Annotated in this window: 11 protein-coding genes; 6 read left to right on the top strand and 5 right to left on the bottom strand. The window is 60.5% G+C overall.

Going from position 1 to position 14,685, the window contains the following annotated elements; genetic code table 11:
- The first annotated feature begins 40 nt into the window (after positions 1-40).
- Positions 41-718: an alpha/beta family hydrolase gene (locus KGA85_RS00890; RefSeq protein ID WP_223454509.1), complete on the top strand. Its 678-nt coding sequence runs from the start codon at positions 41-43 to the stop codon at positions 716-718.
- A gap of 206 nt (positions 719-924) precedes the next feature.
- Here the strand turns inward: KGA85_RS00890 and KGA85_RS00885 are convergent, their stop codons facing one another.
- The 3 genes from KGA85_RS00885 to acnA form a co-directional block, all read right to left on the bottom strand.
- Entirely contained in the window at positions 925-2,490 is a 1,566-nt protein-coding gene (locus KGA85_RS00885) for a methyl-accepting chemotaxis protein (protein WP_223454507.1), read from the bottom strand.
- Positions 2,491-2,595: 105 nt separating this feature from the next.
- Entirely contained in the window at positions 2,596-3,387 is a 792-nt protein-coding gene (locus KGA85_RS00880) for a CPBP family intramembrane glutamic endopeptidase (RefSeq protein ID WP_223454505.1), read from the bottom strand.
- A 103-nt stretch (positions 3,388-3,490) separates the two neighbouring features.
- The gene (gene acnA, locus KGA85_RS00875) at positions 3,491-6,232 is read right to left on the bottom strand and encodes an aconitate hydratase AcnA (protein WP_223454504.1); all 2,742 of its coding nucleotides are present in this window, start codon (positions 6,230-6,232) and stop codon (positions 3,491-3,493) included.
- A gap of 487 nt (positions 6,233-6,719) precedes the next feature.
- On the opposite strand from acnA, the gene rlmM reads away from it, so the two are divergent.
- Positions 6,720-7,793, top strand: a complete 1,074-nt coding sequence (gene rlmM, locus KGA85_RS00870) for a 23S rRNA (cytidine(2498)-2'-O)-methyltransferase RlmM (RefSeq protein WP_223542838.1) — start codon at positions 6,720-6,722, stop codon at positions 7,791-7,793.
- 211 nt (positions 7,794-8,004) lie between these two features.
- The gene (gene tusA / locus KGA85_RS00865; protein WP_056721984.1) at positions 8,005-8,256 is read left to right on the top strand and encodes a sulfurtransferase TusA; all 252 of its coding nucleotides are present in this window, start codon (positions 8,005-8,007) and stop codon (positions 8,254-8,256) included.
- Positions 8,257-8,304: 48 nt separating this feature from the next.
- Here the strand turns inward: tusA and KGA85_RS00860 are convergent, their stop codons facing one another.
- Positions 8,305-9,714: an MATE family efflux transporter gene (locus tag KGA85_RS00860; RefSeq protein WP_223454500.1), complete on the bottom strand. Its 1,410-nt coding sequence runs from the start codon at positions 9,712-9,714 to the stop codon at positions 8,305-8,307.
- 286 nt (positions 9,715-10,000) lie between these two features.
- Here KGA85_RS00860 and pdxB point away from each other — a divergent pair, with 286 nt between their 5' ends.
- Positions 10,001-11,143: a 4-phosphoerythronate dehydrogenase PdxB gene (pdxB, locus tag KGA85_RS00855; RefSeq protein WP_223454498.1), complete on the top strand. Its 1,143-nt coding sequence runs from the start codon at positions 10,001-10,003 to the stop codon at positions 11,141-11,143.
- Between the two features lie 117 nt (positions 11,144-11,260).
- Here pdxB and KGA85_RS00850 read toward each other — a convergent pair whose 3' ends face one another.
- On the bottom strand, positions 11,261-11,440 hold the full coding sequence (locus tag KGA85_RS00850) for a PA1571 family protein (RefSeq protein WP_007987263.1): 180 nt from the start codon (positions 11,438-11,440) through the stop codon (positions 11,261-11,263).
- A gap of 250 nt (positions 11,441-11,690) precedes the next feature.
- Here KGA85_RS00850 and KGA85_RS00845 point away from each other — a divergent pair, with 250 nt between their 5' ends.
- Both KGA85_RS00845 and KGA85_RS00840 read left to right on the top strand, forming a co-directional pair.
- Positions 11,691-13,508, top strand: coding sequence for an ABC transporter transmembrane domain-containing protein (locus KGA85_RS00845; RefSeq protein ID WP_223532601.1), 1,818 nt, complete (start codon positions 11,691-11,693; stop codon positions 13,506-13,508).
- Between the two features lie 54 nt (positions 13,509-13,562).
- Positions 13,563-14,642 carry a Fic family protein gene (locus KGA85_RS00840; protein WP_223542852.1) on the top strand — a complete coding sequence of 360 codons (1,080 nt, stop codon included), beginning with the start codon at positions 13,563-13,565 and terminating at the stop codon, positions 14,640-14,642.
- Positions 14,643-14,685 lie beyond the last annotated feature (43 nt).

Raw genomic sequence — 14,685 nt, 5'->3', positions numbered from 1 at the left:
CTTCGGCCGGAGTTATAGGCAGACTAAAAGCGAGGCAAGCATGGACAAAGGGCACAAGGCCGGTATTGACGGGGATCAATGGGCGCAGTGCGTGCGGGATCATGGTTGGTTGTGGAATGCCGCGACTGGCAAGGCTGCGGCGACGCTGATCCTCGCCCATGGCGCCGGCGCACCGATGGACAGTGACTGGATGAACGACATGGCTGCACGCCTCGCCGCGCAAGGCGTCAACGTGTTGCGCTTCGAGTTTCCCTATATGGCACAGCGGCGCCTCGATGGCGGCAAACGCCCGCCGAACCCGGCACCGAAACTGCTGGAATGCTGGCGTGAGGTGTATGCCCAGGTGCGACGCCATGTCACTGGGCCGCTGGCCATTGGTGGCAAGTCCATGGGCGGGCGGATGGCCAGTTTGCTCGCGGATGAATTGGGTGCGCATGCGCTGGTGTGCCTGGGGTATCCGTTTTATGCGGTAGGCAAACCGGAGAAGCCAAGGGTTGAGCATTTGGCCGGGCTGAAGACGCGAACCTTGATCGTGCAAGGTGAGCGCGATGCGTTGGGCAATCGCGAGGCGGTCGAGGGTTATGCGCTATCGCCGGGTATCGAGGTGTTCTGGCTGGTGGCGGGGGATCATGACTTGAAGCCGTTGAAGGCTTCAGGGTTTAGTCATGAGCAGCATGTGGCGGCAGCGGCGCAGAAGGTGGCTTCATTTCTTCAGTGAATTCTTCATTGCCTTTCATGGCCTCATCGCGAGCAGGCTCGCTCCTACATTGGATCTACGGTGGGCACAGATTTTTGTGTCGACAACGATCAACTGTAGGAGTGAGCCTGCTTGCGATGAGGCACTCCTGGGCAACATCACTTTCACAGGCTCAATAAAAAACCCGGAAGCTCTCACTGTCCGGGTTTTTGTCATTCCCGCCTCTATCAGCGGTTAAACCGCTCCACCAACGAATACTGGGTATTGGCAGTCTTGGTCAGCTCTTCACTCAGCAACGCCGAGTTCTGCGCCTGTTCCGCGGTCTGGTCCGCCAACTCAGAAATGTTGCTGATGTTGCGGCTGATTTCTTCGGCCACGGCGCTTTGCTCTTCGGTTGCGGCGGCGATCTGGGTGGTCATGTCGGTGATGTTGGCCACCGCTTCGCTGATCCCCACCAGTGCCTGGTCCGCTTCCAGTACCCGCGCCACGCCTTCTTCCGCCTGGCGATGCCCGGCTTCCATGGTTTGCACCGCGGTGCCGGCGGTTTGTTGCAGTTTGGCGATCAGCGCGTGAATCTGCCCGGTGGACTCGCTGGTGCGTTGCGCCAGTTGACGGACTTCGTCGGCCACCACCGCAAAACCACGACCCATCTCGCCAGCACGGGCCGCTTCGATGGCAGCGTTCAGGGCCAGCAGGTTGGTCTGGTCGGCGATGCCTTTGATCACGTCGACCACGCCACCGATTTCGTTGCTGTCCTTGGCCAGTTGGGTCACGGTCACGCCGGTTTCACCGACGACTACCGACAGGCGCTGGATGGCTTCGCGGGTTTCCCCGGCGATGTCACGACCACGACCGGTCAGGCGATTGGCTTCCTGGGTGGCGTCGGCGGTGCGTTGCACGTGGCTGGCGACTTCCTGGGTGGTAGCGGCCATCTGGTTGACCGCGGTGGCCACTTGTTCGGTCTCGACCCGTTGACGTTCCAGGCCGCTGGAGCTGTTGTGCGCCAGGGCATCGGATTGCCTGGCCTGATCGGTCAGGTGTTCGGCCGTGTCCTGCAGGCGCGTCAGGCAGGTTTTCAGGCGTGCTTCCTGACTGAGGATGGACATTTCCAGACGCGCCTGGGCGCCGCGACTGTCGGTGTACATCTGGGCGATCAACGGATCGGAGGTGGTCTGCTCGGCCAGGCGCAGCAAACGCTTGAGGCCACGCTGTTGCCACTGGAGGCCCATCAGGCCCAGCGGCACCGAAAGACCCGCAGCCAGGGCAAACCCCCAATGGGAGTTCAGGGAGGCACCGATCATGAAGCTCAATTGGCTGACCAGGATGAACGGCAGCCAGTCCTGCAGGATCGGCAACCATTTATCCGAGGAGGGAATGGCCGACTTGCCTTGGTTGATGCGTTGGTAGAGCGCTTCGGCGCGGCGGATCTGTTCGGCGCTGGGCTTGACCCGCACCGACTCGTAACCGATCACCTGATTGCCTTCGAAGATCGGTGTCACATAGGCGTTCACCCAGTAATGATCACCGGTCTTGCAGCGATTCTTGACAATGCCCATCCATGGCAAGCCTTGTTTCAGCGTGTCCCACATGTGGGCGAACACCGCGACCGGGACGTCGGGGTGACGGACCAGGTTGTGCGGTGCACGGATCAGCTCCTCTCGGGAAAACCCGCTGATCTCGACGAAAGCGTCGTTACAGTAGGTGATCATGCCCTTGGCATCGGTGGTGGAAATCAACCGTTGCTGAGCCGGGAAGGTCCGCTCGCGTTGTGTAATAGGCTGGTTGTTACGCATGGCTTTTTTAATCCGCAAGGCTTTCAAGTGCTGTATCGGCAAGGCCGGCGGATTGTTGAGATTATTTTTCGATAGTCAGCGATGCGTCGCAAAATGACCCTTGCGTCAGCCGGCGAGCATCGGATAGGTGAACAGGCCGAAGTGCAGCAGGTTCAAGCCAAAGTGGCTTGCAATGGCGGCGCCCAGCCCGCCGAATCGGTAGGCCAGGCCATAACCGACCCCGGCCAGCGTTGCCAGCAATACCCACTGCCATCCCGCGCCAACATGGGCCAGGCCGAAGATCAATGATGCCAGCAGCAGGGCGAGGTGTTCACCGTAAGGCCGGTCTTTCAGGTACCGGCTCAGGCCGCCCTGGATGTAGCCACGGAACAGCGCTTCTTCGACCAGCGTCACCAGCAGCAGATTGTTCAGTAACCACAGCCAGGCTTGATCCGGCCATTTCGGCGCCCAGGCGATTACGCCCAGCAACAACGCGCCACCCAACGCCAGCACGGCGCTCAAGGTCAATGCCAGTGCGGTGGCATACAGCGATAGCCGAAGCGAACGGCGGCCGACAATCCACGGACAAACCAGTAACAGCCAGAAGCCGATCAGCGGTTTGTCCAGATTCAGGTGCATGGCGAATGACACGGCATTATCGGTAAAACGTTGGGGATCGATACCGCGACCGTTGTAGAAACCGGGTAGCCAATGCGTCGCCAGGGCCAGAGCCAGGACGATGAACAGTCCGTGGCCGAGGTAGCGGACAAAAGGGATCTCGCGCTGGCGAACCGCTGCGCCAGCGACCAGCAACAAGAACACCGAGATTGCCGAGAGCCAGCCGAGATGGCCGTAGGTCAGCGCCAGACCGTAGCCGAAGGAAAGCAGGGCCAGAAGCATCCATGGCAGGGCAATCATTTGAAGTCCTTAGAGATGTAGAGCTTTTGTGGCGAGGGCTGCGATTATAAGCAGAGCTCAAACAAAAACACCGCCCGAAGGCGGTGTTTGTGTCAGTCGTCCGTTACGAAGCGATCAACTGCCGCAACACGTAATGCAGAATCCCCCCCGACTTGAAGTACTCAACCTCATTGAGCGTATCGATGCGGCACAACACCTCGACTTTTTCGCTGCTGCCGTCTTCGCGAGTGATGACCAGCGTCAGGTTCATCCGTGGCGTCAACTCGACGCCGGTCAAGCCGAGGATGTCCAGGGTTTCACTGCCGTTGAGCTTCAGGCTCTTGCGGTTCTGATCCAGCTTGAACTGCAGCGGCAGCACGCCCATGCCCACCAGGTTGGAGCGGTGAATCCGTTCGAAGCTTTCGGCGATGACCGCTTTCACCCCCAGCAGATTGGTGCCTTTGGCCGCCCAGTCGCGACTCGAACCGGTGCCGTATTCCTGGCCGGCGAACACCACCAGCGGCGTGCCTGAAGCCTGATAACGCATGGCGGCGTCGTAGATCGGCATTTTCTCGCCGGTGGGAATGTAGCGGGTGTTGCCGCCTTCTTCGCCGCCGAGCATTTCGTTGCGTATGCGGATGTTGGCGAAGGTGCCGCGCATCATCACTTCATGGTTGCCACGCCGCGAGCCGTAGGAGTTGAAGTCCCGGGGCTCCACGCCTTTGTCGCGCAGGTATTGCCCTGCCGGGCTGTCGGCCTTGATGTTGCCGGCCGGGGAGATGTGGTCGGTGGTCACCGAGTCGCCGAGCAGAGCGAGGATCCTGGCGCCGTTGACATCCTTGACCACGGGCGGCGGGCCGCCGATGTCGTCGAAGAACGGCGGGTGCTGGATGTAAGTCGAGTCGTCCTGCCAGACGTAGGTCGCCGCCTGCGGAACCTTGATCGCCTGCCATTGCGCGTCACCGGCAAACACTTCGGCGTATTCCTTGTGGAACATGGCGGTGCTGACCTGATTCACGGCGTCGGCAATTTCTTTGCTGCTTGGCCAAATGTCCCGCAGGTAAACCGGTTTGCCGTCCTTGTCATCGCCCAACGGCTCGCGGCTGAGGTCGGTGCGCACGGTACCCGCCAGCGCGTAGGCCACCACCAGCGGCGGGGAGGCCAGCCAGTTGGTTTTTACCAGCGGATGCACCCGGCCTTCGAAGTTGCGATTGCCCGAGAGCACGGAGGCCACGGTGAGGTCGGCTTGCTGGATGGCTTTCTCGATGGGTTCCGACAGCGGTCCCGAGTTGCCGATGCAGGTGGTGCAGCCATAGCCGACCAGGGCAAAGCCCAATTCGTCGAGGTAATGGGTCAGCCCGGCCGCCTTGTAGTAATCGGTGACCACTTTCGAGCCGGGGGCCAGCGAACTCTTCACCCAGGGTTTGCGTTTCAGGCCTTTTTCCACAGCCTTCTTCGCCACCAGCCCGGCCGCCATCATCACGCTGGGGTTGGAGGTGTTGGTGCAGGAGGTAATCGCGGCGATGACCACGGCGCCGTTTTTCAGGCGATAGGTCTGGCCTTCGTAATCGTAATCCACTTCGCCGGCCATATCGGCATTGCCGACGGCAACACCGCCACCGCCTTCGCTTTCCAGGCGGCCTTCTTCCTTGCTGGTGGGCTTGAATTGCAGGTCGGCGAAGTCGCTGAACGCTTGCGCGACGTTGGGCAGCGACACCCGGTCCTGTGGGCGTTTTGGTCCGGCGAGGCTGGCTTCGACGCTGCCCATGTCCAGCGCCAGGCTGTCGGTGAACACCGGTTCCTGGCCGGGCAGGCGCCACAGGCCCTGGGCCTTGCTGTAGGCCTCGACCAGTTGCACCGTTTCCAGGGGCCGGCCGGACAGGCGCAGGTATTCCAGCGTGATGTCGTCCACCGGGAAGAAACCGCAGGTGGCGCCGTATTCCGGGGCCATGTTGGCGATGGTCGCGCGGTCGGCCAGCGGCAGGTCGGCCAGACCGTCGCCGTAGAATTCGACGAATTTGCCCACCACGCCTTTCTTGCGCAGCATCTGGGTCACGGTCAGCACCAGGTCGGTGGCAGTGATGCCTTCCTTGAGCTTGCCGGTGAGTTTGAAACCGATGACTTCCGGAATCAGCATCGACACCGGTTGCCCGAGCATTGCCGCTTCCGCCTCGATACCGCCGACGCCCCAGCCGAGCACGCCGAGGCCGTTGATCATGGTGGTGTGGGAATCGGTGCCCACCAAAGTGTCGGGGAAGGCGTAGGTCCGGCCGTCCTCGTCCTTGGTCCAGACCGTGCGGCCGAGGTATTCCAGATTCACCTGGTGGCAGATCCCGGTGCCCGGCGGCACCACGCTGAAGTTGTCGAAGGCACTCTGGCCCCAGCGCAGGAACGCATAGCGCTCGCCATTGCGCTGCATTTCAATGTCGACGTTCTGCTCGAAGGCGCTGCTGGTGGCGAACTTGTCGACCATCACCGAGTGGTCGATCACCAGGTCCACCGGCGACAGCGGGTTGATCCGCTGCGGATTGCCGCCGGCCTTGGCCATCGCCGCGCGCATGGCGGCCAGGTCGACGACCGCCGGTACGCCGGTGAAGTCCTGCATCAGCACCCGCGCCGGGCGGTACTGGATTTCGCGGTCGGAGCGACGCTCCTTGAGCCACGCGGCCAGTGCCTTGAGGTCGGCACCGGTGACGGTTTTTTCGTCCTCCCAGCGCAGCAGGTTTTCCAGCAGGACTTTCAACGACATCGGCAGCTTGTCCAGATCGCCCAGGCTTTTGGCGGCATCGGGCAGGCTGAAGTAGTGGTAGGTCTTGTTGCCGACTTGCAGGGTCTTGAGCGTTTTCAGGCTATCGAGGGACGGCATTGCGATCACTCCTTTGAGTCCGCACGGCTACGGACAGAGGGAACGGATAGAGGACTAAACCTAGCCCTCTTTGGTGCTTAAGGCTAATAACTGGACTCTATGGGCAAGTCCAGGGTCTGTTAACGCTTGCTGTCGAACCGCGTTGCGATGCCAAAGTGTGCGAGGCAAGGCGCGGGATGCCGCCAATGGTTGTTCCCTTGGCAAATCCCGCAACGCGGCCTCGCACACTTTGGCGCGCAACCCGAAGGGACGCGCCCCATTTTCCGCTGGGCGGCGTTGCTCGGAACTTATTTGGAACAACCAAACTGCGTTCCTCGCGCCTTGCCCAGCGGAAAATGGGGCTGCGTCGCGGTCGACAGCAAGCGTTAACAGACCCTGGGTTCCGAAGTCGGCTATCATGCGCGGGTTTTCGTGACAGGCTTTGCTTCAACGCAAGCCTGGGCATCGTGCAGTGGCCGAAATTCCTCGCCATTGCCCAGGAGTAAGAATGAACACCCTCTTTATGCATTGCCGGCCGGGCTTCGAAGGCGAAGTCTGTTCCGAGATCTCCGACCTCGCCGCGCGCTTGAACGTTGCCGGTTATGCCAAGGCCAAGGCGGCAACCGCCTGCGCCGAGTTTGTCTGCACCGAAGAAGACGGCGCCGAGCGCCTGATGCGCGGGCAGCGTTTCGCCGAGCTGATCTTCCCGCGCCAGTGGGCCCGGGGAATTTTCATCGATCTGCCGGAAACCGACCGCATCAGCGTGATCCTCGCGCATATGGCGGACTTTCCGCTGTGCGGCAGCCTGTGGCTGGAAATGGTCGACACCAATGACGGCAAGGAACTGTCGAACTTCTGCAAGAAATTCGAAGTGCATCTGCGCAAGGCGCTGATGGCGGCCGGCAAATTGGTGGAAGATGCCCACAAGCCGCGCCTGTTGCTGACCTTCAAGAGCGGCCGCGAAGTGTTCATGGGCCTGGCGGAGTCGAACAACTCGGCGATGTGGCCGATGGGCATTCCCCGTTTGAAATTCCCCCGCGAGGCGCCGAGCCGCTCGACCCTCAAGCTGGAAGAGGCCTGGTACCACTTCATCCCGCGTGACCAGTGGGACGAGCGCCTGCACAGTGACATGACCGGCGTTGACCTGGGGGCCGCCCCCGGCGGTTGGACCTGGCAATTGGTCAACCGTGGCATGCTGGTGACCGCCATCGACAACGGCCCGATGGCCGAAAGCCTGATGGATACTGGCCTGGTGCAGCACTTGATGGCCGACGGTTTCACCTTCAAACCCAAGCAACCGGTGGACTGGATGGTCTGCGACATCGTCGAGAAACCGGCGCGCAACGCCGCGATGCTGGAAGAGTGGATTGGCGAGGGGCATTGCCGCGAAGCGGTGGTCAACCTCAAGCTGCCGATGAAACAACGCTATGCCGAAGTGAAGCGTTTGCTCGAGCGCGTTGCCGATGGCTTCAAGGCACGGGGCATCAAGGTCGAGATTGGCTGCAAGCAGCTGTACCACGACCGCGAGGAAGTGACTTGCCATTTGCGTCGGATGGATGTGAAGAAGCCGAAATCCCGCTGATACCGACGGACCAATGTGGGAGCGGCGGTGCGGCGATCCGACTTGCTCGCGAAGGCGTCGTGTCAGTCGACGTCAACGCTGCTGACACACCGCTTTCGCGAGCAAGCCCGCTCCCACAGGTCAGTGGTAATCCCACAAGGGCGGCGTAATGCCACAGGTGACTGAACACCCGGCAATGCGCGACAATGCCGGCCAGTTTCAGGAGTGAATCATGAGTGAAATGCTTGATACGCCGGTAGACGGCACCCTCGACGCCACCGGCCTCAACTGCCCCGAGCCGGTGATGATGCTGCACCAGCACATCCGTGACCTGGTGCCCGGCGGCCTGCTCAAGGTGATCGCCACTGACCCGTCGACCCGTCGCGACATTCCCAAGTTCTGCGTGTTTCTCGACCATGAACTGGTGGCGCAGCACGAAGATGAGGGCACCTACCTCTACTGGATTCGCAAGAAGTCCGTTTAACGGTAGCCAAAAAAAGACCTGCAGAAGCAGGTCTTTTTGTTTGTGCAGTCAACCCGCCGAGCGGCTGTTACGAATTCGCCTGCGCGCACTGAGCGTCAGGCGGATCGACAGCATCAGCGCCGCGCAGCTCAAGCCGGCAATCAACCCTTCCCATAGCCCGCTCGGGCCGCTGGCCGGACCGAACCAATCGGTCAGTCCCAGCACGTAGCCGACCGGCAGGCCGATGCCCCAATAGGCGAACAAAGTCAGGATCATCGTTACCCGGGTGTCCTGGTATCCACGCAGCGCGCCCGCGCAGATCACCTGGATGGCATCGGAAAACTGGTACAGCGCGGCATAGACAATCAACATCGACGCAATCTGGATCACGGCCTTGTCAGGCGTGTAGATCGAGGCGATAGGTTCGCGCAGGAGCAGGATCAGGCTCGCCGAGAACGCCGCGAACACCAGTGCCGCACCGAGCCCGACCTTCGCCGCGAAGCGCGCCTGCCAAGGATTGCCGCCCCCCAGTGCCTGACCGACGCGCACGGTCACCGCCATGCCCAGGGAATACGGGATCATGAACAACAGCGAGCTGATATTCAGGGCGATTTGATGCCCGGCCACCACGGTGGAGCCGAGACTGCCGATCAACAGGGCGATGACCGCGAAGATGCTGGACTCGGCGAACACGGCGATACCGATCGGCAGGCCGATGCTGACCAGGCGCTTGATCACGGCCCATTTCGGGCGATCGAAGCGCACCAGCACACGGGTGCGGGCATAGAACGGCGCCCAGAAGGTCCAGCCGGCCATGCTCAACGCCATGAACCACATCACAATGCCGCTGGCCCAGCCGCACCCGACGCCGCCCAGAGCCGGCGCGCCGAAATGGCCATAGATCAACGTGTAGTTCAGGGGGATGTTCAGCAGTAGCCCGCACAAGCCAATGACCATGCTCGGACGGGTACGACCCATGCCATCGCTGTAGCAGCGCAACACGTAATAAAACGCCATGCCCGGCAAGCCGAAGGCGATCCCGTGCAGGTAACCCATGCTCGGCTCGATCAATTGCGGATCGACTTTCATCCAGTGCAGGATCGGCTCGGCGCCGAGCAGCAGGCCGCTGCCGATCAACCCGACACACAGTGCCAGCCACAGCGCCTGGCGCACCAGTGGGCCGATTTCGTCAAACTGCCCGGCGCCAAAGCGTTGCGCGACCTTGGGTGTGGTGGCCAAAAGGACGCCGGACATCAACAGGTAGACCGGAATCCAGATCGAATTGCCCAGGGCCACCGAGGCCAGGTCTCGCGGGCTTACACGGCCGGCCATCACCGCATCGACGAAGCCCATGGCCGTGGTGGCCAGTTGCGCGATCATGATCGGCAGGGCCAGGCCGAGCAGGCCTTTGAGTTCCAGGCGAACGGGCGTCGTCCGCGCCGGAGCAATGGCGGCGGTATTCTCAATTACAGGATTCAATGGCGAAACGTCCAAAAAGGTATTGATGCACAGGCGCGCATTCTACGCGTTGACGCGCCAGTCAGGAAAAGACCCATGTTACCGATTTGTAATCAAAAACCTGTGGGAGCGGGCTTGCTCGCGATAGCGGCCTGTCAGCCGCCATTGATGTTGCCTGACACCCCCTCTTCGCGAGCGGGCTCGCTCCCACACGGTAACTGGTGTACTTCAGGTCCGGGTGAACAATGCCCGCTGGCCCACCACCCGCATCTACGCCTACACTGCCGATCCGCCAAAGGAGCCTGCCATGCTGATTGTTGCCGACGAAAATATCCCCCTGCTCGATGCCTTCTTCGAAGGTTTCGGTGAAATCCGCCGGGTACCGGGTCGCGCCATCGACCGTGCCACGGTCGAGCAGGCCGATGTGCTGTTGGTGCGTTCGGTGACCAACGTCAATCGTGCGCTGCTCGAGGGCAGCAAGGTGCGTTTTGTCGGTACGTGCACCATCGGCACCGATCATCTGGACCTGGATTACTTGCAGCAGGCCGGTATCACCTGGTCCAGTGCACCGGGCTGCAATGCCCGCGGCGTGGTCGACTATGTGCTCGGCAGTCTGCTGACCCTGGCCGAAATCGAAGGTGTCGACCTGACCCGGCGTACCTACGGCGTGGTCGGTGCCGGCGAAGTGGGTGGACGGCTGGTCAAGGTCCTGCAAGGCCTGGGCTGGAAGGTGCTGGTGTGCGATCCGCCACGGCAAGCTGCGGAAGGTGGAGACTACGTCAGCCTCGAGCAGATCATCGACGAGTGCGACGTCATCAGCCTGCACACGCCATTGACCAAGCAGGGGCAGCAATCGACCTGGCATTTGTTCGATCAAAAACGTCTGAACCAGCTCCGATCCGGTACCTGGCTGATCAACGCCAGTCGCGGGCCAGTGGTCAATAACGCGGCCCTGCGCGATGTGCTGCTGGAGCGCGAAGACCTGCAAGCGGTGCTCGATGTCTGGGAAGGCGAGCCTGAAGTCGACGTGGCACTGGCCGAACTCTGCGTGCTGGCAACGCCACACATTGCCGGTTACAGCCTCGATGGCAAGCAGAGGGGCACCGCGCAGATTTATCAGGCGTATTGCGATTTCCTCGGGCAACCGGCCCGCGTCAGCCTGAGCGATTTGCTGCCGGCACCGTGGCTGTCGCACGTGACCCTCAATGCGCAAAGCGACCCGGCCTGGGCGTTAGCGATGCTGTGCCGTGGCGTGTATGACCCGCGTCGTGACGATGCGGATTTCCGTCGCAGCCTTGTCGGCAGCGTCAGCGAGCAACGTGCGGCATTCGATGTGCTGCGCAAGCAATACCCGTTGCGCCGTGAGATCGACGGGTTGCAGGTGCGGATCGAGGGTGACTCGGCTGAGTTGCAGAGGATTGTCGCGGCGTTGGGGGCGACGGCAATCTGATAGACCGTGGCGGCCCCTTCGACTTGCCCGCGAAGGGCGCGACACAGTCCCGGATTGGATTAGCAGGCATAAAAAACCCGGCCAACAAAGGGCCGGGTCAAGAAGACGGTGGCTATATCACTTTTGTTCGGCAGGTTTGACCAATCGCTTTTCCAGTTCGCTGCAAGCTTTCTGGATCATCTTTTCAGTGATCGGTACTTCGCGGCCCTGCTCGTCAATAATCGAGCAACCCAGAGACTGGTCTGGTTGCGTGCGGATCACTTGAATCTTGTCATCGCTGCTGTGTTGCAAGGACATGGCCTGTCTCCTCATCAGGTTGTGTGCTTACTGTAGAACCGCCAGGTGACCGGGCTATGACAACTCCCTGCGATCTTTCCGGGGGACAGTACCAGTCCACCAGAAATGCCTTCACGTGGCTACCCGAACTTTAGACCAATAGCGTCTAGCCTCTAGTGTTGGTGGACATAATTAACCTGACTCATTGTGATTTGCAGCGAGCCACCCCATTGAGCGGTGTAGGCTGACCCTAATGACTGCTTTGTCCTGGATGATTGCGATGCTCTCTGCCCGTCACCGCCGTGCTGTTCGCCTGGCCAGTCGTTTCATCGCGCCGTATCGCTGGCAGGCCTTTGGCGCCTTGCTGGCGTTGATCGCCACCGCGGGCATCACCTTGTCCATGGGGCAGGGCATCCGCCTGCTGGTGGACAAGGGGTTCATGACCCAGTCACCGCATCTGCTCAATCAGTCCATCACACTGTTCATGTTGCTGGTGATGGGGCTGGCGATCGGTACGTTTGCACGGTTTTACCTGGTGTCGTGGATTGGCGAACGCTGCGTCGCCGATATCCGGCGCAACGTGTTCAATCATCTGATTTACCTGCACCCGGGGTTTTACGAAGACAATCGCAGCTCGGAAATCCAGTCCCGCCTGACCGCCGATACCACGCTGCTGCAATCGGTCATCGGCTCTTCGTTGTCGTTGTTCTTGCGCAATCTGTTGATGGTGATCGGCGGGATCGTCCTGTTGTTTGTCACTAACCCCAAGCTCACCAGCATCGTGGTGGTTGCCTTGCCCCTGGTGATCGCGCCGATCCTGATCTTCGGTCGCCGGGTGCGTAACCTCTCACGCCTGAGTCAGGACCGGATTGCCGATATCGGCAGTTATGTGTCGGAAACCCTGGGGCAGATCAAGACCGTGCAGGCCTACAACCATCAGGCCCAGGACGAGCGCCGGTTTGCCGTGACTGTGGAAGAGGCGTTCAACACCGCACGCAAGCGTATCTTCCAGCGGGCCTGGCTGATTACCCTGGTGATCGTGCTGGTATTGGGCGCGGTCGGGGTGATGCTCTGGGTCGGCGGCATGGACGTCATCGCCGGAAGAATTTCCGCCGGCGAGTTGGCAGCGTTCGTGTTCTACAGCCTGATCGTCGGCAGCGCGTTTGGCACGTTGAGCGAAGTGATTGGCGAATTGCAGAGGGCAGCCGGCGCGGCCGAGCGGATTGCCGAGTTGCTGCGTTCGGAAAACATCATCCTGCCGCCGGTGGCAGGCGCGGTGACACTGCCGGAGCGGGTCGATGGCCAACTGCAACTGCACAATGTGCGTTTTTCCTACCCGTCGCGGCCGGAAAGTTATGCCGTCGACGGGTTGAGCCTGACCGTCAATGCCGGTGAGACGCTGGCGCTGGTCGGGCCATCAGGGGCCGGCAAATCCACGGTGTATGACTTGCTGTTGCGTTTTTACGACCCGGCCGAGGGACGCATCCTGCTCGATGGCGTGCCATTGACTCAACTCGATCCGCTGGACCTGCGCCGTTGCTTCGCCCTGGTCTCGCAAACCCCGGCGCTGTTTTTCGGCAGCATTGAAGAAAACATTCGCTATGGCAATCCGCAGGCGACGTTGGCCGAGGTGCAGGAGGCGGCAAAAATCGCTTACGCCCATGACTTTATCGAAGCCATGCCCAATGGTTACCAGACCCATCTGGGGGACGGTGGTCTCGGCTTGTCCGGCGGCCAGCGCCAACGCCTGGCCATCGCCCGCGCGTTGCTGGTGGACGCCCCGATCCTGCTCCTTGACGAAGCCACCAGTGCCCTCGATGCCCAAAGCGAGTACCTGATCCAGCAGGCGCTGCCGAGCCTGATGAAAAACCGTACCACCCTGGTGATCGCCCATCGCCTGGCCACGGTAAAAAACGCCGACCGAATCGCGGTGATGGATCAGGGGAAGCTGGTAGCTGTGGGCACGCATCAGGAGCTGATTGCCAGCAATGCCTTGTATGCGCGGTTGGCGGCGTTGCAGTTTGGTGTCGACGATGATCACGAAGCTCACCTTTCCAAAAAAATCGGGAAGGGTCATGAGGTTGAATAAATGCCGAAAGGTTCGGGCAATATGGCGGTCTCAGTGACGAGCCAGGATGAGGAAATGAACCGATATCAACCGCCGTTGACGTTGACCACAAAAATACTCGCGTTGATCGCAGAGATCAGTGAGCAGATTGGTCAGCTTTCGGCTGTGGATGATTCTCGTCAGACACCTCAGTTACGGCGCGGCAATCGAATTCGAACGATTCAGGCTTCATTGGCAATCGAAAACAATACGCTCAGCATTGAACAAGTGACCGCCGTTCTGTCGGGGCAGCGCGTCCTGGGTTTACCTCGGGAAATCCAGGAAGTGCGTAATGCCTTTGCTGCCTACGAATCGATGCCGGGCTGGCAGCCGGGCAGTCGAGTCGACCTGCTTCGGGCGCATGAGCTGTTAATGCATGGGCTGATCGACGATTTCGGACGGTTCCGGCGCGACGGCGTGGGAATTTGTCGTGGCGAACGATTGGTTCATATGGCTCCGCCTCCAAGTCGCGTTGCGCATTTGATTGATGATTTGCTGGCATGGGTGGACGCCTCGGATTGGCATCCGTTGATTATCAGTTGTGTATTCCATTACGAGTTCGAGTTCATTCACCCGTTCGCAGATGGCAACGGCCGCATGGGACGTCTTTGGCAGACGCTGATGCTTAGCCGGTGGCGTCCGATATTGGCTTATCTGCCCGTCGAAGCTGTTATCCGGGATCAACAGGATGCCTACTATGCAGCGTTGTCCGAGGCGGACCAGAAGGCCGAGTCGACGCCTTTTGTCGAGTTTATGCTTCAGGCCTTGAGCGTGGCGCTCAAGGAAGCGTCACGGAGCGAGTCAGTAACCGACCAAGTAACCGACCAAGTAACCGATCAAGTAACCGACCAAGTAGCGAGGCTGCTTTTGGTGCTTGAAGGGACTGAGCCGCGCAAAGTAAGCGAGTTGATGGCAGAAGTGGGATTGGCTCACAAGGCGACTTTCCGGGCTAACTATCTGAAACCGGCATTGGGTAAAGGATTGATTGAAATGACTCATCCCGACTCGCCCAATAGCCCGGCCCAACGATATCGATTGACCGAATATGGCAAGCAATCTGCAAAAAAACGGAGCAGTGTCGGCGCTCCCGAAACCTATAGGCTGCCCCTGATTTGACCCGTCAATAAAAATGCCCGCATCAATCGATGCGGGCATTTTT

This window comes from Pseudomonas sp. GL-B-12 (genome assembly GCF_019955895.1).
Lineage (GTDB): Bacteria > Pseudomonadota > Gammaproteobacteria > Pseudomonadales > Pseudomonadaceae > Aquipseudomonas.
Note: the sequence above shows the minus strand (reverse complement) of the source record. Positions and strands in the feature narration are given on the sequence as shown.